The organism is Serratia sp. TSA_198.1, assembly GCF_052686505.1.
This window is the reverse complement of record NZ_JBQZFP010000001.1, coordinates 2,068,263-2,092,427: the sequence shown is the minus strand read 5'-3', so window position 1 is coordinate 2,092,427 and position 24,165 is coordinate 2,068,263. Positions and strand designations below refer to the sequence as shown.

Genomic DNA, 24,165 nt, shown 5'->3' with positions numbered 1-24,165 from the left:
AGGGTAGCGATCACTTCAGCGGCGGTTTTGGGCAAGCGAAACATCAGAATTCTCATCCAGTTTGGGACAGTGGATGAGATTATGCGCATGGCTGATTAAGGAAACATTAAGAGAACGAAATCAGCTACTGCCCGTTAACCCAGATGACCAGCATAAACGCCAGCAAGGTCATCGCCAGGGAGCCGGCCAGATTGAGCAGCATATTGGCCAGCGCCCAGGCAAAACGGCCATCCTGCAGCAAGTACACCACCTCCAGCGAAAACGTGGAGAAGGTGGTTAAACCGCCGCAGAAGCCGGTGGTAATCAGCAATTTCCAGGTGGGATCCAGGTGCGTCATGCGGGTAAAGGTGGCGATGGCCAACCCGATGATAAAACCGCCCACCAGGTTCACCGCCAATGTGCCCAAAGGGATATGCGCGTTAAGCGGATTCATCTTCATGCTGATAACCCAACGCAGCACGCTGCCGACACCACCGCCAATAAAGACTGCCAGTAAAGAACTCAACATGGTTGAAATACCTTTCACTAAAAGGGGAAACCAAGGCTCAGAAAGGGGCTGGCGCAACGCTACGCACCCCTTCGAGAGGTTACGTAGACATCATCAGCCTGTGAAGGCGGTTATGGAGGAATGTCATCTCCGTTGTTCGGCGCCGCTTTTTGCCGCGCAGGCTGGATCTTACACCTGGCGTCACCTATTTTGTAGTATCTGTGACGGAGGAAACAACCGAAATGAAAGTGAGGACGGCGGTACAGGCTGATAAAGAAGCTATTGTGGCGTTAATGGCTGCGCTGGATTACGCCGGAACCGAGGCATTTATTGACGCGCGTCTGGCGCAACTATTGGCGCACCCCGATGAAGCGTTGCTGGTCGCGACCGACGACGACGATAATGAGGTGCTGGGGATTTTGTCGCTGCATTTCTTGCCGCAGTTGGCGTTGGCCGGGGATATTTGCCGTATCAGCTATTTTTGCGTTGATAGCCACGCGCGTGGCCTGGGCGTCGGTCAGTTATTGCTGGCTGAAGGCGAAGCATTGGCCCGCCGGCGCGGCTGCGATCGCCTTGAAGTGCATTGCCACAGCCGCCGTGAACGGGCCCACGCGTTCTATCAGCGGGAGGGTTTTTTTGAAGCTCCTAAATACTTTGCCAAGCTGTTAAGTTAGTTGCCGGGCACCGCCAGTTCCAGACGGTTGCGACCATTGTTTTTTGCCCGGTACAGCGCATTGTCGGCGGCTTTCAGCCAGTCCAGATAGCCGCCCATTTCACTGTGGTAATCGGCTATGCCGGCGCTGATGTTCAGCCGCAACTGCGGCGCTTCACGAAAAATAATGTCGTTCAATCGTTCCTGGATGCGCTGCAGCGCAATGCTGGCCTGTTCGGCACTGGTGTTCGGCAGTACTGCGCCAAATTCGTCCCCGCCATAACGCCCGACAATATCCACGGCACGCAGGCCGATTAACAGCTCTTCCGCCAGCACCGCCAGCGCCTCGTCACCCAGCGCATGGCCGAAGGTGTCATTGATGGTTTTAAAACGATCGACATCCATCAGGATCAGGGTCGCAGTGTGTTGGTAACGGCGGCAACTGTCGAATTGGTGATGCAGCAAATGTTCCCAATGGCGGCGATTGTACAACCCGGTCAGGCCGTCACGCATGCTGATGCGCAGCAGCTCCTGTTTTTTCTGCGCTAATCGTTTGGCGGTGCGGTAGGTGACTAACCCCAACAGTGCCGGGTAGAGGTAGATCATCGGCAGGCAGAGGTAGATCTGTAGCGGCGTGCTCTGTGGCTGGAAGGGAAAACCCAACAGGGCGCTGACCGTCAGGGCGCCGGCCAGCTGTGCCACCAGCCCTTTAAAGAACAGTGTCTTGCCGGCGGCGGCAATATTGTTCATGCCCATCATCGACAGAATGACCACCGACGGCAATGCATTGAAGGCCATCATCGCTGCCCACAGACCGCCAAAAAACGAATCGATCAGCAGGTTGCGGGTTTCCGCCTTGAAGGGCGTGGCAGAGCGACGCGCCCATTGGTAGGCGACATGCGGCCAAATAAAACCGTGAAAAATCAGCAGGCCCCACACCCAGGGGGCCGAAGGCTGGGAATGGAGCACCGAAAACACGCACAGAAAACCAATCCCCAGGCCGACGATGCGTGGCAGATAGGTACGTCTGGCGAAGCTGAGGCCGGATCGTCTGGTATCGATAACTGATGGTGCATACATCCTGCGGCTCCCTGATAGGTGTAACGACAGCGTACCATGCAGCGTGATAACTCAGAATAGTCTGATTAATGCGCAATGCATTTAAAAGAGGTCTCGCCGCAGGGATCTCACTCTGTTACATGTTGCTGTTGTCTTGGCTTGGCGAAAGTAGGTAAATAACCCTAGGCAAGGTTTGTTTTTCGCTGCCTCTGCAGCGCTATATGAATAAGAAGGTGAGTATGGAAGGTATCAGTATTACCAAACTTCTGGTGATTGCGGTGTTGGTTATCTTGCTGTTCGGTACCAGCAAACTGCGCACCTTGGGTGCCGATCTGGGCGCTGCGCTGAAGGGCTTTAAAAAGGCCGTGAGCGACGACACGACTCCGCCGCCGGCAAACACGGCAGAAAGCCAATCCAACCCGCAGAGCGTCGAAAAGAAAGACGTGTAATCACGTTTTCTGTTTGGCAATAAAAAACGGATGCCGCAAGGACATCCGTTTTTTGGCTTTTCCGCAAGCTCAAGCGTAACAAATTGTTACCGCATTTACTTCACTTCCATCCCTTTCGCCTGCAAATCGGCATGGTAGGAGGAACGAACAAACGGGCCACAGGCCGCATGGGTAAAGCCCATCGCCATCGCTTCTTCTTTCATTTCATCGAATTCGGCCGGGCTAACATAGCGCTGTACCGGCAGGTGATGACGGCTTGGCTGCAGGTATTGGCCCAGGGTCAACATGGTGACGCCGTGGCGACGCAGGTCGCGCATGACTTCAACGATTTCCGCATTGGTTTCCCCCAGGCCGACCATCAGACCGGATTTGGTTGGGATGTGCGGGTGCGCTTCTTTAAACCGTTCGAGCAGTTTTAGCGACCATTCGTAGTTGGCGCCCGGACGAACCTGGCGGTAGACGCGCGGCACGTTTTCCAGATTGTGGTTGAACACGTCCGGCGGCGTCTCTGTCAGAATTTCCAGCGCGCGATCCATACGGCCACGGAAATCCGGCACCAGCGTTTCAATTTTGATGGTCGGGTTTTTCACGCGAATGGCGGCGATACAGTCGGCAAAGTGCTGAGCACCGCCGTCACGCAAGTCGTCGCGGTCAACCGAAGTGATCACCACATAGCGCAGGCCCATGTCGGCGATGGTCTGAGCCAGTTTCTCCGGTTCGTTGGCATCCGGGGCCACCGGACGGCCGTGGGCCACGTCGCAGAACGGGCAACGGCGGGTACAGATAGCGCCCAGGATCATAAAGGTGGCGGTGCCGTGGTTAAAGCATTCAGACAGGTTCGGGCAGGAAGCTTCTTCGCACACCGAATGCAGACCGTTTTTACGCATGGCGGCTTTAATGCCCTGAATGCGCGTAGAGTCGGCAGGGAGTTTGATCTTCATCCACTCGGGTTTACGTAACAGCTCCTGCCGTTCGGTGACCACCGTTTTAACCGGGATCAACGCCATTTTGTCTGCATCGCGGTATTTAACGCCGCGTTCCATCTGAATTGGTTTACTCATAATCGTGCAGGTTCCAGTTACGAAGCTCGACCTTCGGGTAGCCGAGTAAATGAACAAATTCCTGTACCAGGATTGGGTGTACGTCTTCTATGCCTACGCCGGGCACCAGCGCGCTGACCTGCGCCATTTGCATACCGGCGTAACCGCAAGGGTTGATACGTTGGAAGGGGTTGAGATCCATGGCCACATTCAGCGCCAGGCCGTGAAATGAACTGCCTTTGCGGATCCGCAAACCCAACGAACAGATTTTTTGCTCCCCCACGTAAACACCGGGCGCATCCGGGCGGGCGCGCGATTCGATATGAAAGTGGGCGAGGGTATTAATAACGGTATCTTCGATAGCCGTGACCAGTTGGCGAACGCCAACCTTGTTGCGTTTCAGATCGATCATCACGTACATCACCTGCTGCCCTGGACCGTGGTAGGTCACTTGGCCGCCGCGATCGCTCTGGACCACCGGAATATCACCCGGCATTAACAGATGCTCCGCTTTACCGGCCTGGCCCTGGGTAAACACGGGCTGATGCTGAACCAACCACAGCTCATCGGGCGTGGTATCGGTTCTGCGATCGGTGAAGTTGTGCATGGCTTGGGATACAGGCTCATAGGGCTGCAACCCCAGCTGACGCAAAATGATCTTGTCTGGTTGCAAAAGAGTCATCGTCAGGTTACAGAAGTGGTAATGCCATTATACCGGGCGCTCTGGCCGGCGACCAGCATTTAGCTGACCAAAAATGCGCAACCCGGGCAGACGATCCTCTGGCCCGGGTTGGTTAGCAGGGTTTTGTGCTGGAATTACAGCACCATGCGGACAATTTCAATGTTGCCCAATTCATCATATAACGTCTCAACCTGGTCGATATGGGTGGCGTTGATGGTGATGGAAACGGAGTGGTAATTGCCTTTGCTGCTCGGTTTGACTTCAGGGTTGTAATCCCCGGGAGCATGGCGCTGCACCACTTCAACCACCTGGTCCACCAGCTCAGGTTGTGCCAGGCCCATTACCTTGTAGGTAAACGAGCAAGGGAATTCGAGCAGTTCGTTCAGTTTAGTTTTCATGTGCGCTCCAGAGTGCTGCTATCAACATAGCGAATCTATAAATTATAACTCCCGCCGGAGCGGGAGTTAATGTTAATCAGTATATGAGGGCAATTTTGCCCGTTTCAACTGTTAACCGAACCAGTGGTGGAACATCAGTTTGATATAATCCACGATGCGGCTGAAGAAACCGCCTTCTTTCACTTCGTTCATTACCACCAGAGGGCGCTGATCGATGGTTTTGCCATCCAGCTGGAAGTTGATGCTGCCGACAACCTGGTTTTTGGCCAGTGGCGCATGAATCTCCGGTGTGTTCAGCACGTAGCTGGCTTTGAGATCTTTCATTCGGCCGCGTGGGATGGTCAGGTAGACGTCTTTGTCCACGCCCAGCTCAACGCGATCCGAATCGCCGAACCAGACCGGTTCAGACGCAAACTCTTTGCCCACTTTCAGCGGTGCAACGGTTTCGAAGAAGCGGAAGCCCCAGGTCAGCAGTTTCTTGCTTTCGGTTTCACGGCCTTTATAAGTCCGACCGCCCAGTACCGCAGAGATCAGGCGCATCTGGCCTTCGGTGGCGGAAGCCACCAGGTTGTAGCCTGCCGCATCGGTATGGCCGGTTTTGATGCCGTCCACGTTCAGGCTGGTGTCCCACAACAGACCGTTACGGTTCATCTGACGGATATTGTTGAAGGTGAACTCTTTTTCTTTATAAATCGCGTATTCGTCCGGCACGTCGCGGATCAGCGCCTGGCCGATCAACGCCATATCGCGCGCCGAGCTGTACTGGCCCTGTGCGTCGAGGCCGTGTACCGTCTGGAAGTGGGTGTTTTGCAGGCCCAGCTTGCTGACGTAGGTGTTCATCAGGTTAACGAACGCGTCCTGGCTGCCGGCCACGTAATCGGCCATCGCCACGCAGGCGTCGTTACCGGATTGCAGGTTGATGCCGCGGGTCAGTTTGGATACCGGCACGCGATCGCCTGGCTTCAGGAACATCAGCGAAGAACCTTTGAATACCGGGTTGCCGGTCGCCCAGGCATCTTGTCCCACGGTAACCATGTCTTCCGGGCCGATTTTACCCGCTTTCAGCGCCTGACCGATGACGTAGCTGGTCATCATTTTTGTCAGGCTGGCCGGATCGCGGCGCGCGTCGGCATTCATTTCCGCCAAAACTTTACCGGAGTTGTAATCAATCAGGACGTAGGCTTCCGCATCGATTTGCGGCACTCCTGGGATCATGGTTTTGATATTAACGTCATCGGCTTGCGCAACGGAAGCTGCACTCATCGCGATAACGGAGCCGAGCGCTATGCTCTTGATTAAGCGAAAAGAAGTTACTTGTTTCATGATCGAGAGGACAACATCCATGAGGGTAAAGTTAAAAACGAGCCACACTATAACAGATGAGATTCCGGCAGGCATTATCCATTCATCTGACTAATAGCGCTTTACCGGCATTTTGCTGAAAGAAAATGTTTCAGCTAGAGAAACGCTTATCAGTCGCGATCGCCCGCCGGGGCTTCATGCTTTTGACCTTTCAAGCTGCAGCAGTGTCGGCTGCAGCTTGAAATTGATCGGGTATCTTTGTTTAGGGTGCGGCAGTGACAAAAGATTGTTGTTGCGCTTCCGCAGCCAGGCGCTGTTGCAACTGTGCCGCCTGCTGGCGATCGCTGAACGGGCCTAACTGCACGCGATAGACACCGCCGCTGGCCGCAACCTTGCCAGGCACGCCAAATTGCCGGCTCAGGCTCTGTTGCCAGGTTTGTGCGCGTTCAGCGCTGCTGAGTGCACCAACCTGGACGACATAGCTCCCGGCGGAAGAGGCTCCGGCAGCAACGGCTGCGGTGGCGGCGACGGGGGCTGCAATGGCGGCGGCGGTGACGGCCGGTTCAGGTTCTGAACCTTCCAACACGCCGGCGGGAACCTGGCTTGGTGCGCCGAGGAAGCCGGTGCGGCTGCTGCCGGCAGCGGCGGCTGGGGCGTTGTCACCGGTGTCCAGGCTGCTGTTATCTATTGGACGTACTGCGGCGCCGCTGGCGATGGGGGCTTCCTGCCGTACGGGAGTTCCCATGCTGCTCGAGCCAAGATCGGGGCGCGACGGCAGGGCGTAGCTTTGTTTGGCGACGATTGTCCCTATGGTGCCGGGGCCGCTCAGGGTGCCATCCGGTGCCACATTGATGAAATCAACTTTAACCTTGGTGTTGTTGGACAGGTTCAGACGGTCGGCAACGGCTTTCGACAGATCGATAATGCGGCCATTGGTGTAAGGCCCGCGATCGTTCACGCGTACTACCAGTTGACGGCCGTTGGCGAGGTTGGTCACGCGCACGTAGCTTGGGATCGGCAGCGTGGGGTGCGCGGCGGTGAGGCCGTTAGGATCGAACTGCTCGCCCAGCGCGGTGGTGTTGCCCCGGGCTTCTTCGCCATAGGAGCTGGCCAGACCGGTCTGCGAGAAATTCTGCGGGTCCTTCACGATGCGGTAAGTATCGCCATTAACCTTATAATCCTGCAGGGTGCCAGGGTTATAGGGTTCATATTGAGGCTCAACGCCGCCGATTTCCACCACCGGCCCGTTATACGGCTGCTGCGGCGGCGCCTGCTGTTCCGTGGTCGGGGAGGTACAGGCGGAAAGCAACACAGCCACTACGCCGACCCAAAGCCATTCCTTACGCATTACTCACCTCTTATAAACTTTTAGACAGCATTTTCCGATGCGTGTGGATCGACATGATAATGCCGAACCCAGCCATAAGTACGATCAGCGCCGAACCCCCGTAACTGACCAGAGGCAAAGGTACGCCAACTACCGGTAAAATGCCACTGACCATACCAATGTTAACAAACACATAAACGAACAGAATCAGCATCAGGCCGCCGACCATGACGCGGCCGAAGGTTGTCTGCGCCTTGGCGGCGATCATCAGCCCGCGGATAATCACCAGCAGGTACAGCGCCAACAGCACCAGCACCCCAATCAGCCCAAGTTCTTCGGCCAATACCGCGAAGATGAAGTCGGTATGGCGCTCCGGCAAGAACTCCAGCTGCGACTGGGTGCCGTGCAGCCAGCCCTTGCCGGACAGGCCGCCGGAACCTATGGCGATTTTCGACTGAATAATATGGTAGCCGGCACCGAGCGGATCACTTTCCGGATCGAGCAGCATCATGACGCGGTCGCGTTGATAGCCGTGCATCAGGAAGAACCACAGCACGGGAATAAAGGCCGCCAGCATCACGGCGGCAACGGCGATCAGCTTCCAACTCATGCCGGACAGGAACAGCACGAACAGACCGGAGGCGGCGATAAGAATCGACGTGCCCAGGTCCGGCTGCGCAGCAACCAGCAGGGTCGGCAGGAAAATCAGCACCAGCGCAATGGCGGTATTCTTCAGCGAAGGCGGGCAGACGTCGCGGTTCATAAAGCGCGCAACCATCAGCGGAACGGCGATTTTAGCGATTTCTGACGGCTGGAAGCGCACAAAGCCGAGATCCAGCCAACGCTGAGCACCTTTACTGATCTGCCCGAACGCGTCCACCATGATCAGCAGAATCACACAGAAAATGTACAGATAGGGCGCCCAGCTTTCATAGACCCGCGGCGGGATCTGAGCCATTACGCCCATCACGATCAGGCCCATGACGATCTGGCCGATTTTGCGTTCCATCATGCCGATATCCTGGCCGCTGGCACTCCACATCACGAATGCGCTGTAGACCAGCAGAGCCAGAATGAATAACAGGAAAGTGGGGTCGATATGGATTTTGGTCCAGATCGAGCCTTTTTGTTGGCTTTCAGTCATGTTCTACCTTAATCACCTTCTACACCAGGCGGCAGTGGAGCCTCGGAGGGTAATTGCGTATTGTTGTCGCCCAGCAGGATATGGTCGAGGATCTGACGGGTAATCGTCCCGACCGCCGGACCGGAACCGCCGTTTTCCAAAATGATGGCGACCGACACCGTTGGATTGTTGTACGGCGCAAAGGCGGTCATCAGTTTGTGGTCACGCAGATGCTCTGCGAGTTTGTGGGCGTTATAGGTTTCGTAGCCGAATACCTGTGCGGTACCCGATTTTGCCGCGGCTTTGTAGGGTGCATCCGCGAAGTACTTACGCGCCGTCCCGTTAGGGCGGTTGGCGACACCATACATGCCGTCTTTGGCAATTTCCCAGAAGCCGGAATGAATATCGCCGATCTGCGTGTTCTCTTCCTGACGGAACGGCACCAGCGCACCGTTGATTCGGGTGCTCTGCATCAGATGCGGCGTTTTGACGTTGCCGTCGTTAATCAGGGTATTCAGCGCCTTGGACATCTGGATCGGCGTTGCCGTCCAGTAGCCCTGGCCGATGCCCACCGGAATGGTGTCGCCCTGATACCAGGGTTTTTTATAGCGTTTGAATTTCCAGTCGCGGGTCGGCATCAGGCCGGAACGTTCTTCGGAAAGATCGATGCCGGTGTACTGGCCGTAGCCAAACTTGGTCAACCAGGTCGACAGGCGATCGATGCCCATGTCGTATGCCACCTGATAGAAGAAGGTATCTGCCGATTCCTCCAGCGCTTTGGTGACGTTCAGGCGGCCGTGGCCCCATTTTTTCCAGTCGCGAAAGCGTTTTTCCGAACCGGGCAACTGCCACCAGCCGGGATCGAACACTATGGTGTTTTTGGTGATCACCCCGGCGCTGAGCGCCGAGACGGAAATATAGGGTTTCACCGTTGACGCAGGCGGGTAAACCCCTTGCGTGGCACGGTTGATCAGTGGCCGGTTAGGATCGTTCAACAGCCCCTGGTAATCCTTGCTGGAGATGCCGTCCACGAACAGGTTCGGGTCATAACTGGGGTTGGAGACCATCGCCAGAATGCCGCCGGTGCGCGGATCGCTCACCACCACTGCCGCCCGACTGCCCACCAGCAATTGCTCGATATAGCGTTGCAGGTTGAGATCCAGCGTCAGGTAAACGTCCTGGCCGGCGGAAGGCGGCTGCTCGTGCAACTGACGGATTACCCGACCGCGGTTGTTGACCTCGACCTCTTCGTAGCCGGTTTTGCCATGCAGGGTGTCTTCGTAATAGCGCTCGATACCCAGCTTGCCGATATCGTGGGTGGCGGCGTAGTTCGCCAGCTTGCCGTCTTTGTCCAACCGCTCGACGTCGCGATCGTTGATCTTCGAGACGTAACCGGTGACGTGAGTGAGGGCGGAACCATAAGGATAATAGCGGCGCTGGTAGCCTTTCACTTCCACGCCGGGGAAGCGGAACTGATTGACCGCAAAGCGGGCGACCTGCACTTCGTTCAGTGCGGTTTTCACCGGGATGGAGACGAAACGGCGTGAGCGCTTGCGCTCTTTCTCGAAGTTGGTGATGTCGTCGTCGGTCAGATCGACCACCGGACGCAGCGCCTGCAGCGTCGCTTTCAGATCGTCGATCTTTTCCGGCATCAGCTCCAACTGATAGATAGTGCGGTTGAGCGCCAGCGGGGTGCCGTTACGATCGTAAATAATGCCGCGGCTGGGGGCGATGGGCACCAGCTTGATGCGGTTTTCGTTGGAACGGGTGCGGTAATCCTCAACGCGGACAATTTGCAGATTATACAGATTGGCGATCAGGGTGCCGCTCAGCACCAGAATGACCAAAAACGCCACCAGGGCGCGGCGTACAAACAGGGCAGATTCAGCCGTATAGTCGCGAAAAGGGTTACGTTCTATTTTCATCCCGCTGCTTTATTTCACTCTGTCACTGTCACCACCGGTTATTCCCGGTGGTAAGGATGATTTGTTGTAATACTCCAGGCGCGATAGAGGCTTTCAGCCACCAATACGCGCACTAAAGGATGCGGCAATGTCAATGGCGAGAGCGACCAGCTTTGTTCGGCAGCGGCTTTGCAGGCCGGTGCCAGCCCTTCAGGGCCGCCAATCAGCAGGCTGACGTTGCGGCCATCCTGCTTCCAGCGTTCGAGCTGTTGCGCCAACTGCGGCGTTTCCCACGGCGTACCGGGGATATCCAGCGTGACAATGCGGTTGCCTTTGCCCACCGCAGCCAGCATCTGCTCGCCTTCCTTTTCCAGAATGCGTTTGATGTCGGCATTCTTGCCGCGCTTGCCTGCCGGGATTTCGGTCAGCTCAAACGGCATGTCTTTCGGAAAACGATGCAGATAATCCATAAAACCGGTCTGCACCCAGTCTGGCATCTTAGTGCCGACCGCTACCAGTTGCAGTTTCACCGCTTAGCTCCAGAGTTTTTCCAGCTCATACAGCTGACGGCTTTCTTCCTGCATGATATGTACGATCACATCGCCCAAATCGACCACGACCCAGTCGGAGGCTTCCTGACCTTTCATGCCATACAGTTCCATCCCTGCGGAGCGGGCTTCCTGCACTACGTGGTTGGCGATCGACATCACGTGGCGGGTAGAGGTCCCGGTGCAGATGATCATGCAGTCGGTGATGCTGGATTTGCCCTGTACATCCAGAGCGATAATGTCTTGGCCTTTCAGGTCATCGATTTTATCGATGACGAAATCTTGGAGCGCTTTACCTTGCAAAGGTTCCCCCTCGGGTGTGTTCTGTTTGTTCGACTGCGGCAGGCAAATGCCCGCATGCGGCCTGAATCAATGATAATGTCGGCAGGATGCCGCTGAAAGCCAGCTGATAATTGCCCGGCAGCTAAGGTTTCCGGGGTTTTCAGCGAATACCTGAAAAATAGCGGCGCAGTATATCACGCGACTCCGGCTAGCGATATAAACCCTGTAACTCGATATAGCGCTGTACCGAACGCGGCAACAGGTCGTCACAGCTGAGGCCCTGATGGCGGCGCTGGCGGATTTCCGTGGCGGAAATTTCCAACTGCGGCGTGTCGGCCAGGTAAATATGTCCCTGCGGCCATTGGCTGAGCAGCGCGGCGTCGGTGACCCGATGACGCTCCAGCCACTGTTGCAGTTCCGGCGTATCCATTTGGTCATTGTAGCCAGGGCGGGCCAGCACCAACAGATGGCAGACATCCAGCAATGCCTGCCAGCGGTGCCACTTGTGCAGCGTCAGCAGAGAATCCTGGCCAATAATAAAGGCCAATGGCAACGCGGGGCCACGTTCTTTACGAAGGGTTTCCAGCGTTTCAATGGTATAGGACGGCGTGGTGCGGTGCAGTTCACGATCGTCAACGGCGAACAGCGGGTTATTGGCGATCGCCAGTTCAACCATCTTCAGCCGCTGTTGGGCATTGGCCTCAGGCTGCGGGCGGTGCGGGGGGACGTGGTTTGGCAGCAGCGTGACCTGGTTCAGGCCGACTTCTGCGGCCAGCGCTTCCACCGGCCGCAAATGGCCGTAATGGATAGGATCAAAGGTGCCGCCGAACAGGGCATGCAGGATTGTCGCGCTTTGCGGATTAGTGGGCATCTGAAAAACTCGTGGCCAGGGGTTTGCCGCACAGCAGCATAGACAGGGTTTCCAGTTCCGGCCATACCGACTGACCGTAATCCTGCTTCAGGGTGATCTCAATTTGCGTCAGCAGATGAACCGCCTGCTGCAATTGAGCGCCGGACAGCCGCTGCAGGGCCTGCGTCACCAGGTTACGGCGGTTTTGCCAGACCTTGTATTGATCGAACAGCGTGCGCAGCGGTACGGATGCCATGCGGCGTTGCAGGTTGAGCAGTTGCAGCAGCTCGCGTTGCAGGGTGCGCAACAGGATCACCGGTTCGACATCTTCCTGCTGCATTTGCTGCAGAATGTGCCAGGCGCGTTTGCTTTTGCCCGCCAGCAGGGCGTCCAGCCAATGAAATGGCGTAAAGTGAGCGGCGTCGTTCACCGCCAGTTCAACGCGTGGCAGCGTGAGCTTACCGTCCGGATGCAACAGCGACAGCCTTTCCAGCGCCTGCGACAGCGCCAGCAGGTTGCCTTCGTAGCAATAGCACAGCAACTGGTTGGCCGCATCGTCCAGCTCGAGCTTCATGGTTTTGGCGCGCTGTGCCACCCAGCGGGGTAACTGTGCTTGTTCCGGCGTCTGGCAACTGACGTAAGCGCCATTTGGGCTAAGCGCTTTGAACCAGGCGCTGTTTTCCTGCGCTTTGGTCAGGCGAGGGCCGCGCAGCATCAGCAAAATGTCGTCATGCAGCAGCGCCGCCAGCTTGATCAGTTGCTCGCCGAGCGGGGCCGTCGGGCCGTTATCCGGGAAGATAAGCAGCAGGGTCTGGCGGCTGGCGAACAGGCTCATGGCCTGGCAGATGCTGAAAATGGCGTCCCAGTCGGTATGGGCGTCGAGAGAAATGCTGTAGTGCTCGGTGAACTGCTGTTGTTGCGCGGCTTGCCGGATCAGATCCTGGCTTTCCTGCAGCAATAACGGCTCATTGCCACTCAATAAATAACAAGCGCGCAGCCCCTCTCGGAGCTGCGCGGCAAGTTGTTCAGGATAAATACGGATCATTGCGCTGAGAGACTTTCCGCTTTTTCACCGGCGGCGGCAGCTTTTTGCTGGGTTTGTTCTTCCGCCGCATGCACCGTCAACAGTTTGCGGACCAGTTGCTGGGCGGCCTGCTCACGCATTTCCTGGCGAATAATGTCCTGTTCGGAGTCTTTTGCCAGCGCGGTCAGCGGGTTGTCGAAGAACGAACGGAAGACTTTCACGTTCAGCGGATACAGATCATGACCGGGGATCAGGACCTGCGCTTGAACGGTCAGCACCATCTGATACTCAGCGGTTTTGCCGTCCCGGAAGATCGAGGCGGTGTCCTGGCTTTCGCTGGAACCGACGAGACGCAGGGAAGGAATATCCTTACGTTTCGGATCTTTGACGATAGTCACGTCGTTCAGACGCAATTGCTCACGCACTGCGCGGGCCAGCGGACCGTAAGGATCCCCACTGTCCAGTATCAGCGTTTTCATTTCCGAGGGGACCTGCGTGGTGCCACGCAGGTGAAAACCGCAGCCGGCGGTGACCAGCACCGCCAACCCCAGCAACAGCGTCAGAATACGATGTCGCACAACTCCTCCTTGTGTTAACCCACAACCAGGTTAAGCAATTTGCCCGGAACATAGATCACTTTACGAACCGTAACCCCGTCCAGATATTTAGCGACCAGATGTTCCTCGGCGGCACGCGCACGTACCTGCTCTTCGGTTGCATCTGCTGCCACAGTGATTTTAGCGCGAACTTTGCCGTTTACCTGTACCACGACCAGCTTGGAGTCTTCGACCATCGCCTGCTCGTCAGCCTGTGGCCAGGCTGCGGTATCCACATCGCCTTCGCCGCCCAACGCCTGCCACAGCGAGAAGCAAACGTGCGGGGTAAACGGATACAGCATACGAACGACGGACAGCAACGCTTCTTGCAGCAGAGCGCGATCCTGCTCGCTGTCCTGCGGTGCGCGGGCCAGTTTGTTCATCAGCTCCATCACGGCCGCAATGGCGGTGTTGAAGGTCTGACGACGGCCAATATCATCGGTCACTTTGGCGATGGTTTTGTGCAGATCACGGCGCAGCGCTTTCTGATCTTCGTTCAGCGCCGCGACGTTCAGCGGCTGGACAGCGCCTTTCTCAAGGTGTTCGTAGGCCAGTTTCCAAACGCGTTTCAGGAAGCGGTTTGCCCCTTCCACACCGGATTCCTGCCATTCCAGCGTCATTTCTGCCGGCGAGGCGAACATCATGAACAGACGCACGGTATCCGCGCCGTATTTCTCGACCATCACTTGCGGGTCGATGCCGTTGTTCTTCGACTTCGACATTTTGCTCATGCCAGCATAGACCAGTTCGCGGCCTTGTGGATCGGTGGCTTTAACAATGCGGCCTTTATCGTCGCGTTCAACGGTGGCGTCGACCGGGGAAACCCAGACGCGCTCGCCGCTGTTACCGGTGTAATAGAAGGCATCCGCCAGCACCATACCCTGACACAGCAGGCGTTTTGCCGGCTCGTCCGAATCCACCAGGCCTGCGTCACGCAGCAGTTTGTGGAAGAAGCGGAAATACATCAGGTGCATGATGGCATGTTCGATACCGCCGACATACTGATCGACCGGCAGCCAGTAGTTGGCGGCGGCCGGATCCAGCATGCCCTGGTCGTACTGCGGGCAGGTGTAACGTGCGTAGTACCAGGAAGACTCCATAAAGGTGTCAAAGGTGTCGGTTTCACGCAGCGCCGGTTGGCCGTTAACGGTGGTTTTCGCCCACTCGGGATCGGCCTTGATCGGGCTGGTAATGCCGTCCATCACTACGTCTTCCGGCAGGATCACCGGCAGTTGGTCTTCCGGGGTTGGCATTACGGTACCGTCTTCCAGCGTCACCATCGGGATCGGTGCGCCCCAGTAACGTTGACGGGACACACCCCAGTCGCGCAGACGGTAGTTGACCTTGCGTTGGCCCACGCCCATGGCGACCAGTTTGTCGGCAATGGCGTTGAAACCGGCTTCGTGATCCAGGCCATCGAACTCGCCGGAGTTGAACAGCGTGCCTTTTTCGGTCATCGCTTCGGCGTGTACGTCCGGCTGGCTGCCGTCGAGCGCCAGCACCACCGGTTTGATCGGCAGGCCATATTTGGTGGCGAACTCCCAGTCGCGCTGGTCGTGAGCCGGAACCGCCATCACTGCGCCGGTGCCGTATTCCATCAAGACGAAGTTGGCAACCCAAACCGGCACCTTCTCGCCGGACAGCGGATGAAGGGCGAACAGGCCGGTCGGCATGCCTTTCTTCTCCATCGTCGCCATGTCGGCTTCGGCCACCTTGGTATTGCGGCACTCTTCGATAAATTCAGCCAGCGCCGGGTTATTCACCGCACCCTGTTGCGCCAGCGGATGGCCCGCCGCGACGGCCACATAGGTGGCGCCCATGAAGGTATCCGGACGGGTGGTGTAAACGGTCAGCTTCTCGTCGCTGCCCGCCACGTCAAAGGTGATGTCCACTCCTTCGGAACGGCCAATCCAGTTGCGCTGCATGGTTTTCACCTGTTCTGGCCAGCTTTCCAGCGTATCCAGATCGTTGAGCAACTGATCGGCGTAGTCGGTGATTTTGATAAACCACTGCGGGATCTCTTTACGCTCGACCTTGGTGTCGCAGCGCCAGCAGCAGCCGTCGATAACCTGTTCGTTGGCCAGCACGGTCAGATCGTGCGGGCACCAGTTGACGGCGGAGGTTTTCTTGTAGACCAGGCCTTTTTCGTACAGCTTGGTGAAGAACCACTGTTCCCAACGGTAGTAATCCGGATCGCAGGTGGCGATCTCGCGATCCCAGTCATAGCCAAAGCCCAGCAGTTTCAACTGGTTCTTCATGTATTCGATGTTGTCGTAGGTCCACGGAGCCGGTGCAGTGTTGTTTTTAACCGCAGCGCCTTCCGCCGGCAGGCCGAACGCATCCCAGCCGATCGGCTGCAGCACGTTTTTGCCCAGCATGCGCTGATAGCGCGAGATCACGTCGCCGATAGTGTAGTTACGAACGTGTCCCATGTGCAGACGGCCTGATGGGTAGGGCAGCATGGATAGGCAGTAGTACTTTTCCTTGCTCGCGTCTTCGGTAACCTTGAAAGTTTGCTTCTCTTGCCAGTGAAGCTGTACGTTCGATTCTATGTCTTCTGGACGGTATTGCTCTTGCATGGCGGCTGGTGGTCCTGTAGGTGTAAAACAGCTACATCCGTAGCATTCTGTTGAGTACTTATAGATCCGCATAGCATAGCTGATAAGACCTCCCGGCAACAACACCAAGCGCCCGACTCGGCGCATTTAAAAAATCCCCGCCATGATATGACTCACATCTTGAGGAGCCGGTGCCTTGCCAAGTGACATCAGCAATTTACGACTAAAATGATAAGAGATAGTTTTGGGAGATAAGCCCTGTCACGTAAGTTCATCGAGGAGAGAATATGAACAAGGTTGCTCAGTATTACCGCGAATTGGTGGCATCTCTGACCGAACGCCTGAAAAATGGAGAGCGTGATATTGACGAATTGGTCGCCGGTGCCGAAAAACGGCTGAACGAAGCGGGTGAATTGACGCGCGGCGAAGTAGAGCAGGTGATCCAGGCGGTACGGCGCGACCTGGAAGAGTTCGCCCGCAGTTACCAGGAAAGCAAGGGCGAGTTTACCGACAGCGTTTTTATGCGGGTCATCAAGGAGAGCCTGTGGCAAGAGCTGGCGGATATTACGGACAAAACCCAGTTGGAATGGCGGGAAGTGTTTAAAGACGTCAGCCATCACGGCGTTTACCACAGCGGTGAGGTGGTAGGGTTGGGCAATCTGGTGTGCGAGCAGTGCCACCATCATTTGGCGTTTTACACGCCGGAAGTGCTGCCGCTGTGCCCTAAGTGCGGTCATGACCAGTTCCAGCGTCGGCCCTTCGAACCTTGAGTGTTGCCCCCTCATCCTTCTTGCTTGGCAAATCAGGATGAGGGGAGACGATCAGCCGAAGAGCTTTTTCATCAGATTACTCAGAAAGCCGCCGCTCGCCGGGGCTTGTACCGCCGCAGGCTGGGTTGCCGGGGCCAATTGCGCCCTGGGCGGCACCTTTTGCGTCACGGCAATGCGGCTGTCTTGCGCGGCTTTTTCAGCGACTTCCGGCCCATAGGCAAAACCCTCCGCCAGCACGAATTCTACGTCGGTGATGCCGATAAACCCGAGGAACAGCTTCAGATAAGGGGTGATCAGATCGGTTGGCGTATCGGCGTGGATACCGCCGCGGCTGGAGATCACTATCGCTTTTTTCCCGGTCACCAGGCCTTCCGCGCCTTCAGAGGTGTAACGGAAGGTTTGGCCGGCGCGTGCCACCAGGTCGAAATAAATTTTCAGCTGGGTAGGAATATTGAAATTGTACATTGGGGCACCGATGATGACAGTGTCGTGCGATTTCAATTCAGCAATCAGCTCATCGGAAAGCGCCAGCGTCTCTTTTTGGTGCTGCGTCAAGGGTTTATCACCGGCGTTAAAACCGCCAACCACTTCACCATCCAGCTCGGGCAGGGTTGGGTTGGCCAGATCGCGAACGGTAAATGTGTCATTCGGGTGTGCTTCACGCCACTGTTCAACAAAAAAATCGACTAATTTTCCAGACTGGGAATAATCGCCCAGAATACTTGATTTCAGGACCAGTATACGACTCATTGGGCTATCTCCAGACTTGCTCTAAGGTGTTAGTGATGCGGTGTATAAGGCATCTTAGAGGTAAGCCGTAGCCAGTGATAGCGTAAAAATTCGCTGGGTTAAATCAAAAAAATTGAATGTGCCGGGGCGCAGTAAACGCCCCGGCCAATCAGTAACGCGCCACGCGTTCAATCAGCAGTTCGATAAATCCTTCGCGATCAATACCGGTCAGCACTTCAACGTTGGCCGGTTTACCGCTCTGCTGGAAGTCATCCACTACCGTCATGCCGACGGTATATTCCCCTTGGGTTTCCACGCCGACCCAACGTTCGATGCCGGTAAACAGCTGCGGTGCCAGCAGCCAGGCGATGGTGCAGGGATCGTGCATCGCGGCGCCCGGCAACCCGCGTGGGTGGCTGAGGTACAGCGGCAGATAGAAATCGAGCATCTCTGCAACCGCCTGTGCCACCGGATTGTTAATCTGGCGGATACGTTCGATATCCTGCGGCAGCACCAGCGCCTGATGGGTAACGTTCAACCCGGCCATGGTCAGCGGCACGCCGGACTTCAGCACTATTTCTGCGGCTTCGGGATCGACAAAGATATTGAATTCCGCCACCGGCGTGGCGTTGCCGGCATTCATTCCGCCGCCCATAAATACAATGCGCTCGATGTTGCTTTTCAGCTCGGCATGCTGGGCCAGTAACAGGGCGATATTGGTCATCGGGCCGGTGACCACCAGGGTGAGCGGTTGCGGGCTGGTGCGCAGCAGGCCGGCGATCAGTTCCACGGCGGTTTGCGTGACCGGTTTTATCGTTGGCGTTGGCAGATGGGTATTGCCCATACCGGTTTTGCCGTGGACATGATCGGCAATCACCAGCGGGCGCATCAGCGGTGCCGCGGCACCGGCAGCGACGGGAATATCTTCGCGTTTCATCAGCGTCAGTAGACCGAGCGCGTTATGCAGGGTTTTCTCCGGCGTCTGGTTGCCGGCGGATGTGGTGATGGCCTTGATGTCCAGTTCCGGCGAGCGCAGCGCCATGGCAAGGGCAATGGCGTCGTCCAGGCCGGGGTCGCAATCGATAATGATAGGGCGGGGCATGTTTATCTCCTTTGTTGTTATCCAGTGAGCATCGGATCAAAACAGGGGAGAAACAAGCGCTTTTAGTGCCGGGATAGGGGCGGAGAATGCGCCCCGGGCGGGGCGCATAGTGTCAATGAATCAATGCAGGATCTTGGCCAGGAAGTCTTTTGCGCGTTCGGATTCCGGGTTGTTGAAGAAGTCGTCTTTGTTGCGGTCTTCGACAATTTTGCCTTCGTCCATAAAGATCACCCGGTGGGCCACCTTACGGGCAAAGCCCATTTCGTGGGTCACCACCATCATGGTCATGCCTTCTTGCGCCAGCTCGACCATGACGTCCAGCACTTCGTTGATCATTTCCGGATCAAGCGCGGAGGTCGGTTCATCGAACAGCATGGCGATCGGGTCCATGCACAGCGCTCGGGCGATAGCCACACGCTGCTGCTGGCCGCCGGAAAGTTGCCCAGGGAACTTGTTGGCATGGGCGGAAAGCCCCACGCGCTCCAGCAGCTTAAGGCCCTTCTCGCGTGAGGCGTCCTTGTCGCGCTTGAGGACTTTTACCTGCGCCAGCGTCAGATTGTCGATGATCGACAGATGCGGGAACAGCTCAAAGTGCTGGAATACCATGCCCACTTTGGAACGCAACTGCGCCAGGTTGGTGTTCTTGTTGTTGACGGCCGTGCCATTCACCAGGATATCGCCTTGCTGAATCGGCTCCAGACCGTTGACGGTTTTGATCAGGGTGGATTTGCCCGAGCCTGAAGGACCGCAGACTACCACCACCTCGCCTTTTTTCACTTCGGTGGTGCAATCGGTCAGAACCTGAAAGTGACCGTACCACTTAGAAACATTTTTCAGGGATATCATCAAACAGTCCTTTTCTTCAAATAGCTTACCAGCGCCGAGGCGGCGAGACTGATAACAAAATAGACAAAACCGGCGAACAGGATCATTTCAACCTGTGTGCCGTCGCGCTCGCCGATGGTTGAGGCGGTACGGAAGAAGTCGGCCAGGCTCAGCACGTAGACCAGCGATGTATCCTGGAACAGTACGATGCCCTGAGTCAGCAGCAGCGGAACCATGGCGCGGAACGCCTGCGGCAGGATCACCAGTTTCATCGACTGCCAGTGGGTCATGCCCAGCGCCAGCGCAGCGGAAGATTGGCCACGGGAAATACTGATAATGCCTGCACGGATAATTTCCGAGTAATAGGCCGCTTCAAACAGGGAAAAGGCTACCATAGCCGAGATCAGGCGAATATCGGTTTTCGGCGATAGCCCCAGAACTTGTTGTAATAAGCTTGGAACCACCAGGTAGAACCACAGCAGCACCATCACCAGCGGAACGGAACGGAACAGGTTGACGTAGAGTGTGGCAAACCAGCTGATAGGCTTGATGGGCGACAGACGCATGACCGCCAGAATGGTGCCCCAGAGGATGCCAAAAACGATGGCGGTCACGGTGATCTTCAGCGTGATGACCAACCCTTGCAGCAGGTAAGGGAAGCTTGGGACAATGGATGCCCAGTCAAATTCGTACATTATTTACTCCCCATATTGCCAGGCAACTGCACTTTCTTCTCTACCAGACGCATAAACAGCATGATCACGGCGTTGATGCCGATATAGGCCAGCGTAATGGCGGTAAAGGATTCATAGGCATGCGCGGAGTAATCCAGCAGCTTACCGGCCTGAGCCGCCATATCCACCAGGCCAATGGTTGAAGCGATGGCGGAGTTTTTGACCAGGTTGAGCATTTCCGAGGTCATCGGCGGCACAATCACCCGGTAGGCGTTCGGTAACAGCACATAGCGATAGGTTTGCGGCAGCGTCAGGCCCATGGCCAGCCCGGCGGCGCGTTGGCCACGCGGCAGGGACTGAATCGCGGCGCGCACCTGCTCGCACACGCGGGCGGCGGTAAACAGCCCGAGGCACAGCATGGAGGAGATAAAGAACTGGACGTTAGGATCGAGTTCGGTTTTGAACCACATGCCCAGATTGGCAGGCAGCAGCTCCGGCATCACCAGATACCAGGTAAAGAATTGCACAATCAGCGGCACGTTACGGAACAGTTCGACGTAGCAGGTGCCGAGAGCGGAAAGAAAACGGTTTGGCACGGTACGTAAAATACCGAACAGCGAACCGACAAAGAAAGCGATAATCCATGCACAGACGGAGAGGGCTACCGTGACCTGGAAGCCGGACCAAATCCAGCCGAGGTAAGTGGTATTCCCAAACGGGGCCTGCTGCAGGAAGATACCCCAGTTCCAATCTATTGACATAACAAACTCCGTTAAGCGGGCGCAGAGCGCCTAAAGATTGATGACTATTCAGCGCCGATCGCATCGCGGCCAGTCAGGCTGGCTTATGTGCGCGGATATCGGTTGTGAGTTAGGGGGAAAATGAGGGAGGGGAACGGCCCCCCTCATTCCTGTCTGTCCCAGCCATCAACAGGGCTGGTTTGGCCTGGCGGCCGCACCAGCTCTCTTTCTATTAGTTCAGTGCTTTATCGTTAGGCTCTTTGAACAGTTGCTTCATGTCGTCTGACAGGGCGAAGTTCATGTTGAGGTTCTTTGGTGGAATTGGCTGGTTGAACCATTTATCAAACCATTTTGCCGCTTCACCGGAGGTTTGGGCCTGAGCGATGGTGTCATCGACCAGTTTTTTGAACTCGGCGTCGTCTTTACGCAGCATACAGCCGTAAGCTTCTTTCGACTGCGGCGTGCCGAGAATTTCCCATTGATCCGGCTTCTTCGCTTTGGCACGTTCGCCCGCCAGCAGCGCGTCATCCATCATAAAGGCTACGGCGCGGCCGCTTTCCAGGGTACGGAACGAGTCACCGTGGTCTTTGGCGCTGATGATGCGCATGTTCATCTTGCCGCTGTCGTTCAGTTTGTTCAGCAGCACTTCTGACGTTGTGCCGGAGGTGACCACTACCGGTTTGCCGGCCAGGTCTTTGAAGTCTTTGACGTCAGAGCCTTTTTTCACCAGCAAGCGGGTACCGACCACGAAGATGGTGTCGGAGAAGGCCGCCTGTTTTTGACGCTCAACGTTGTTGGTGGTTGAACCGCATTCAAAATCAAAGGTGCCGTTCTGCAGCAGTGGGATACGGTTCTGCGAGGTGATCGGCAGCATTTTTACCTGCAGATCGGGCATGTTCAGTTTTTTCTTAACAGCATCAACGATTTGGTTGGAGTAGTCCTGGGAGTAGCCCACAACTTTCTGCTGGTTGTCGTAGTAGGAGAACGGCACTGACGATTCGCGGTGGCCGACAACGATCACGCCGTTGTCTTTGATTTTCTTCAGCGTACCGGTCAGTTCTTCCGCATGGGCTACGTTACCCGCCATACCGATCAGCAGTAACGATAACGCCAATTTACGCATTTGCATGGTCCAGCTCCTTTGCTGTTGTCGTGGTTCTGACTCAAGAGTGTCAGGTTTAAAACGGGGGATCTCTTACTCAAGATATAAAGATAGTCTTGGCACAGATAACCGTTAGAAAATAGCCGATTGTGAACACAATGAAACTAAAATGTTTCATTTTTTGAGACGCCACGCGCACCAAATTAATGCAACAAAACCCTGATGCACCCTTCTGGTGCCAGTGATGCTCTCAAGTTGTGCATAAGTGCGACAAAACGTCAGTAAAAGTAAATCGGTCTTAAATCACAGAGTGATTAAAGCAAGGAGTGTGCCAGAAAGGTTTATTTAACGGGTATTTGACGGGGACGGAGACGCGGTGCGCAGTTCAGTGAACTGCGCACCGGTTGAGATTACCTGCGACGCAGGCCGAGCATCAACGCCATGCCGCCAAGCAGCAGGGTAATGATCCACAGCGGTGTGGCGCCAAAACGGGCGTATGGCGTAATGCCGGTGGTCGGGGTGACTTTCACCTCGAGCACGCTGCGGGTGAACTGCGGGATCTCGGCAATCACCTCGCCGTTGGCGTCAACGGCGGCGGTTACGCCATTGTTGGTGCTGCGCAACAGCGGGCGTCCCAGTTCCAGCGCACGCATGCGCGCCATCTGGAAGTGCTGCCACGGGCCGATGGAATGGCCGAACCAGGCGTCATTGGAGAGGGTCAGCAGGAAATTGGTGTCCGGGCGGAAGTTATCGCGCACCTGTTGGCCGAGAACAATCTCATAACAGATCGCTGCCGTCAGGTTATAGCCCTTCACGCTCAGTTGTGGTTGGACGTAATCGCCGCGGCTGAAGGACGACATCGGCAGATCGAAGAACGGCGCCAGTGGCCGCAGCAGCGTCTCCAGCGGCACAAACTCACCGAACGGCACCAGATGATGCTTGTTATAGCGGTCTTTAGCCGGGTAGACGTACGGAGTCTGTTCACCCAATACAATGGCGCTGTTATAGATTTGCTGGCCCTGCGGGGTGGCGCGCACGTCGACAATGCCGGTGATCAGGCTGCTGTTTTTGGCGCGCATCAGGTCGTCCATCATGGTCAGGAAACCGTTCTGGCTGGCTTCGTAATCCGGGATGGCGGATTCCGGCCAGATGATGATCGGCGCCTTGCCCATGTAAGGGCGGGTTTCATCCAGATAGGTTTGCAGCGTGCTGACCAGCGCTTTCGGATCCCACTTCATCGATTGGGCGATATTGCCTTGCACCATGGCGACATTCACCGCTTTCTCCGGTTGCGGGGTGAACCACTGCAACTGACGCAGCGGCCAGGGCAACAGCAGCAACGCGACGGCAACGGCCGCTGCGGCAACGCGGCGTTGATTGATGGCATACACCAGCAATCCGGCGATCGCCATCAGGATGAAGGTGATGGCATCAACCCCCAGCAGCGGCGCGACGCCTTTCAGCGGGCCGTTGAGCTGGCTGTAGCCGAATTGCAACCAGGGGAAACCGGTCAGCACCCAGCCGCGCAGAAACTCGGTCACTTGCCACAGCACCGGCGCGGCAATCGCCAGGCGGTACCAACTGGTGGTTGGCCACAGGCGCGCCAGCAAGCCGGCGAACAGCCCGGTATACAACGCCAGGTAGGCGGCCAGCAGGGCGACCAGGAAAATATTGACGGCAAACGGCATGCCGCCGAAGTCGGCAATGCTGACGTAAACCCAGTTGACGCCGGCGCCAAACAGGCCGAACCCCCAGCAGAAGCCGAGTAGGGCGGATTGTCTGGTGGTGCGGTTCAGGGTAACGGCCAACAGGCCGAACAGGGAAACAATGGCCGCAGGCCAAATATCGTAAGGAGAAAACGCCAGCGCGCCGCCGGCACCAGACAACAGCGCCAGCAGGGCACGAACCCGCTGGCGTTCAAGGAAAGAGGCTTTAGCCATGT

The 24,165-nt window shown here is 56.5% G+C and carries 25 protein-coding genes and 1 riboswitch; of the genes, 3 read left to right on the top strand and 22 right to left on the bottom strand.

Annotation, left to right across the window (positions count from 1 at the left end; all coding sequences use genetic code 11):
- Positions 1–124: 124 nt before the first annotated feature.
- Positions 125–508 carry a fluoride efflux transporter CrcB gene (gene crcB / locus ACUTSW_RS10035; RefSeq protein WP_004949564.1) on the bottom strand — a complete coding sequence of 128 codons (384 nt, stop codon included), beginning with the start codon at positions 506–508 and terminating at the stop codon, positions 125–127.
- Between the two features lie 77 nt (positions 509–585).
- A riboswitch (Fluoride riboswitch) is annotated at positions 586–648 on the bottom strand.
- Between the two features lie 81 nt (positions 649–729).
- Here crcB and ACUTSW_RS10030 point away from each other — a divergent pair.
- Complete coding sequence (locus ACUTSW_RS10030; protein ID WP_445584299.1) at positions 730–1,161, top strand: GNAT family N-acetyltransferase; 432 nt, start codon at positions 730–732, stop codon at positions 1,159–1,161.
- Here the strand turns inward: ACUTSW_RS10030 and ACUTSW_RS10025 are convergent.
- On the bottom strand, positions 1,158–2,219 hold the full coding sequence (locus ACUTSW_RS10025) for a diguanylate cyclase (RefSeq protein WP_445584298.1): 1,062 nt from the start codon (positions 2,217–2,219) through the stop codon (positions 1,158–1,160). The genes ACUTSW_RS10030 and ACUTSW_RS10025 overlap by 4 nt on opposite strands.
- A 218-nt stretch (positions 2,220–2,437) precedes the next feature.
- Between ACUTSW_RS10025 and tatA the strand changes: the two genes are divergently transcribed.
- On the top strand, positions 2,438–2,647 hold the full coding sequence (gene tatA, locus ACUTSW_RS10020) for a Sec-independent protein translocase subunit TatA (RefSeq protein WP_445584297.1): 210 nt from the start codon (positions 2,438–2,440) through the stop codon (positions 2,645–2,647).
- Positions 2,648–2,742: 95 nt separating this feature from the next.
- On the opposite strand, the gene lipA is transcribed toward tatA, so the two are convergent.
- From lipA to leuS, 13 genes are all read right to left on the bottom strand, one after another.
- Positions 2,743–3,708: a lipoyl synthase gene (lipA, locus tag ACUTSW_RS10015; RefSeq protein WP_062869912.1), complete on the bottom strand. Its 966-nt coding sequence runs from the start codon at positions 3,706–3,708 to the stop codon at positions 2,743–2,745.
- On the bottom strand, positions 3,701–4,369 hold the full coding sequence (gene lipB / locus ACUTSW_RS10010; RefSeq protein WP_073441164.1) for a lipoyl(octanoyl) transferase LipB: 669 nt from the start codon (positions 4,367–4,369) through the stop codon (positions 3,701–3,703). The genes lipA and lipB overlap by 8 nt, the downstream gene beginning before the upstream one ends.
- A gap of 134 nt (positions 4,370–4,503) precedes the next feature.
- The gene (gene ybeD / locus ACUTSW_RS10005) at positions 4,504–4,767 is read right to left on the bottom strand and encodes a DUF493 family protein YbeD (protein WP_004949579.1); all 264 of its coding nucleotides are present in this window, start codon (positions 4,765–4,767) and stop codon (positions 4,504–4,506) included.
- Positions 4,768–4,878: 111 nt separating this feature from the next.
- Positions 4,879–6,090, bottom strand: a complete 1,212-nt coding sequence (gene dacA / locus ACUTSW_RS10000; protein WP_006324071.1) for a D-alanyl-D-alanine carboxypeptidase DacA — start codon at positions 6,088–6,090, stop codon at positions 4,879–4,881.
- A gap of 241 nt (positions 6,091–6,331) precedes the next feature.
- Entirely contained in the window at positions 6,332–7,417 is a 1,086-nt protein-coding gene (rlpA, locus tag ACUTSW_RS09995) for an endolytic peptidoglycan transglycosylase RlpA (protein WP_445584296.1), read from the bottom strand.
- Between the two features lie 10 nt (positions 7,418–7,427).
- Positions 7,428–8,540 (bottom strand): peptidoglycan glycosyltransferase MrdB, encoded by a 1,113-nt coding sequence (gene mrdB / locus ACUTSW_RS09990; protein ID WP_004949591.1) that lies wholly within the window; start codon positions 8,538–8,540, stop codon positions 7,428–7,430.
- Between the two features lie 8 nt (positions 8,541–8,548).
- Positions 8,549–10,444: a peptidoglycan DD-transpeptidase MrdA gene (mrdA, locus tag ACUTSW_RS09985; protein WP_004949593.1), complete on the bottom strand. Its 1,896-nt coding sequence runs from the start codon at positions 10,442–10,444 to the stop codon at positions 8,549–8,551.
- 38 nt (positions 10,445–10,482) lie between these two features.
- Positions 10,483–10,953: a 23S rRNA (pseudouridine(1915)-N(3))-methyltransferase RlmH gene (gene rlmH, locus ACUTSW_RS09980; RefSeq protein ID WP_004949595.1), complete on the bottom strand. Its 471-nt coding sequence runs from the start codon at positions 10,951–10,953 to the stop codon at positions 10,483–10,485.
- 3 nt (positions 10,954–10,956) lie between these two features.
- The gene (gene rsfS, locus ACUTSW_RS09975) at positions 10,957–11,274 is read right to left on the bottom strand and encodes a ribosome silencing factor (protein WP_004949598.1); all 318 of its coding nucleotides are present in this window, start codon (positions 11,272–11,274) and stop codon (positions 10,957–10,959) included.
- Between the two features lie 187 nt (positions 11,275–11,461).
- Positions 11,462–12,124 carry a nicotinate-nucleotide adenylyltransferase gene (gene nadD, locus ACUTSW_RS09970; RefSeq protein ID WP_445584295.1) on the bottom strand — a complete coding sequence of 221 codons (663 nt, stop codon included), beginning with the start codon at positions 12,122–12,124 and terminating at the stop codon, positions 11,462–11,464.
- Positions 12,114–13,148 (bottom strand): DNA polymerase III subunit delta, encoded by a 1,035-nt coding sequence (gene holA, locus ACUTSW_RS09965; RefSeq protein ID WP_004949603.1) that lies wholly within the window; start codon positions 13,146–13,148, stop codon positions 12,114–12,116. Before holA ends, nadD begins: the two co-directional genes overlap by 11 nt.
- Positions 13,145–13,705: an LPS assembly lipoprotein LptE gene (gene lptE, locus ACUTSW_RS09960; RefSeq protein WP_004949605.1), complete on the bottom strand. Its 561-nt coding sequence runs from the start codon at positions 13,703–13,705 to the stop codon at positions 13,145–13,147. The genes holA and lptE overlap by 4 nt, the downstream gene beginning before the upstream one ends.
- Positions 13,706–13,719: 14 nt before the next feature.
- Positions 13,720–16,302, bottom strand: a complete 2,583-nt coding sequence (gene leuS, locus ACUTSW_RS09955) for a leucine--tRNA ligase (RefSeq protein ID WP_445584294.1) — start codon at positions 16,300–16,302, stop codon at positions 13,720–13,722.
- 266 nt (positions 16,303–16,568) lie between these two features.
- Here leuS and ACUTSW_RS09950 point away from each other — a divergent pair, with 266 nt between their 5' ends.
- Entirely contained in the window at positions 16,569–17,051 is a 483-nt protein-coding gene (locus ACUTSW_RS09950) for a zinc ribbon-containing protein (protein WP_004949608.1), read from the top strand.
- Between the two features lie 51 nt (positions 17,052–17,102).
- Here ACUTSW_RS09950 and ACUTSW_RS09945 read toward each other — a convergent pair whose 3' ends face one another.
- The 7 genes from ACUTSW_RS09945 to lnt all read right to left on the bottom strand — a co-directional run bounded on the left by ACUTSW_RS09945 (position 17,103) and on the right by lnt (position 24,163).
- On the bottom strand, positions 17,103–17,801 hold the full coding sequence (locus ACUTSW_RS09945) for an FMN-dependent NADH-azoreductase (RefSeq protein ID WP_445584293.1): 699 nt from the start codon (positions 17,799–17,801) through the stop codon (positions 17,103–17,105).
- Between the two features lie 148 nt (positions 17,802–17,949).
- Positions 17,950–18,882, bottom strand: a complete 933-nt coding sequence (gene rihA / locus ACUTSW_RS09940; RefSeq protein ID WP_445584292.1) for a pyrimidine-specific ribonucleoside hydrolase RihA — start codon at positions 18,880–18,882, stop codon at positions 17,950–17,952.
- A 120-nt stretch (positions 18,883–19,002) separates the two neighbouring features.
- Complete coding sequence (locus tag ACUTSW_RS09935; RefSeq protein WP_004949614.1) at positions 19,003–19,728, bottom strand: amino acid ABC transporter ATP-binding protein; 726 nt, start codon at positions 19,726–19,728, stop codon at positions 19,003–19,005.
- Positions 19,728–20,402, bottom strand: coding sequence for a glutamate/aspartate ABC transporter permease GltK (gltK, locus tag ACUTSW_RS09930; protein ID WP_004949616.1), 675 nt, complete (start codon positions 20,400–20,402; stop codon positions 19,728–19,730). Before gltK ends, ACUTSW_RS09935 begins: the two co-directional genes overlap by 1 nt.
- Positions 20,402–21,142, bottom strand: coding sequence for an amino acid ABC transporter permease (locus tag ACUTSW_RS09925; RefSeq protein ID WP_020438628.1), 741 nt, complete (start codon positions 21,140–21,142; stop codon positions 20,402–20,404). The genes gltK and ACUTSW_RS09925 overlap by 1 nt, the downstream gene beginning before the upstream one ends.
- A gap of 211 nt (positions 21,143–21,353) precedes the next feature.
- A complete protein-coding gene (locus ACUTSW_RS09920; protein ID WP_006324078.1) occupies positions 21,354–22,250 on the bottom strand; it encodes an amino acid ABC transporter substrate-binding protein in 897 nt (298 codons plus the stop codon).
- Between the two features lie 383 nt (positions 22,251–22,633).
- On the bottom strand, positions 22,634–24,163 hold the full coding sequence (lnt, locus tag ACUTSW_RS09915) for an apolipoprotein N-acyltransferase (protein WP_062869920.1): 1,530 nt from the start codon (positions 24,161–24,163) through the stop codon (positions 22,634–22,636).
- Positions 24,164–24,165: the final 2 nt, after the last annotated feature.

What these genes read in the sequence shown, in the direction of transcription:
- rlpA (WP_445584296.1), bottom strand. Translation starts at nt 7,417, where the DNA reads ATGCGTAAGGAATGGCTTTGGGTCGGCGTAGTGGCTGTGTTGCTTTCC.
- nadD (WP_445584295.1), bottom strand. Translation starts at nt 12,124, where the DNA reads ATGCCCACTAATCCGCAAAGCGCGACAATCCTGCATGCCCTGTTCGGC.
- crcB (WP_004949564.1), bottom strand. Translation starts at nt 508, where the DNA reads ATGTTGAGTTCTTTACTGGCAGTCTTTATTGGCGGTGGTGTCGGCAGC.
- ACUTSW_RS09920 (WP_006324078.1), bottom strand. Translation starts at nt 22,250, where the DNA reads ATGCAAATGCGTAAATTGGCGTTATCGTTACTGCTGATCGGTATGGCG.
- holA (WP_004949603.1), bottom strand. Translation starts at nt 13,148, where the DNA reads ATGATCCGTATTTATCCTGAACAACTTGCCGCGCAGCTCCGAGAGGGG.
- leuS (WP_445584294.1), bottom strand. Translation starts at nt 16,302, where the DNA reads ATGCAAGAGCAATACCGTCCAGAAGACATAGAATCGAACGTACAGCTT.
- lipB (WP_073441164.1), bottom strand. Translation starts at nt 4,369, where the DNA reads ATGACTCTTTTGCAACCAGACAAGATCATTTTGCGTCAGCTGGGGTTG.
- ACUTSW_RS09935 (WP_004949614.1), bottom strand. Translation starts at nt 19,728, where the DNA reads ATGATATCCCTGAAAAATGTTTCTAAGTGGTACGGTCACTTTCAGGTT.
- gltK (WP_004949616.1), bottom strand. Translation starts at nt 20,402, where the DNA reads ATGTACGAATTTGACTGGGCATCCATTGTCCCAAGCTTCCCTTACCTG.
- ACUTSW_RS09925 (WP_020438628.1), bottom strand. Translation starts at nt 21,142, where the DNA reads ATGTCAATAGATTGGAACTGGGGTATCTTCCTGCAGCAGGCCCCGTTT.
- dacA (WP_006324071.1), bottom strand. Translation starts at nt 6,090, where the DNA reads ATGAAACAAGTAACTTCTTTTCGCTTAATCAAGAGCATAGCGCTCGGC.
- ACUTSW_RS09945 (WP_445584293.1), bottom strand. Translation starts at nt 17,801, where the DNA reads ATGAGTCGTATACTGGTCCTGAAATCAAGTATTCTGGGCGATTATTCC.
- lnt (WP_062869920.1), bottom strand. Translation starts at nt 24,163, where the DNA reads ATGGCTAAAGCCTCTTTCCTTGAACGCCAGCGGGTTCGTGCCCTGCTG.
- mrdB (WP_004949591.1), bottom strand. Translation starts at nt 8,540, where the DNA reads ATGACTGAAAGCCAACAAAAAGGCTCGATCTGGACCAAAATCCATATC.
- ACUTSW_RS10025 (WP_445584298.1), bottom strand. Translation starts at nt 2,219, where the DNA reads ATGTATGCACCATCAGTTATCGATACCAGACGATCCGGCCTCAGCTTC.
- ACUTSW_RS10030 (WP_445584299.1), top strand. Translation starts at nt 730, where the DNA reads ATGAAAGTGAGGACGGCGGTACAGGCTGATAAAGAAGCTATTGTGGCG.
- mrdA (WP_004949593.1), bottom strand. Translation starts at nt 10,444, where the DNA reads ATGAAAATAGAACGTAACCCTTTTCGCGACTATACGGCTGAATCTGCC.
- ybeD (WP_004949579.1), bottom strand. Translation starts at nt 4,767, where the DNA reads ATGAAAACTAAACTGAACGAACTGCTCGAATTCCCTTGCTCGTTTACC.
- ACUTSW_RS09950 (WP_004949608.1), top strand. Translation starts at nt 16,569, where the DNA reads ATGAACAAGGTTGCTCAGTATTACCGCGAATTGGTGGCATCTCTGACC.
- rihA (WP_445584292.1), bottom strand. Translation starts at nt 18,882, where the DNA reads ATGCCCCGCCCTATCATTATCGATTGCGACCCCGGCCTGGACGACGCC.
- tatA (WP_445584297.1), top strand. Translation starts at nt 2,438, where the DNA reads ATGGAAGGTATCAGTATTACCAAACTTCTGGTGATTGCGGTGTTGGTT.
- lipA (WP_062869912.1), bottom strand. Translation starts at nt 3,708, where the DNA reads ATGAGTAAACCAATTCAGATGGAACGCGGCGTTAAATACCGCGATGCA.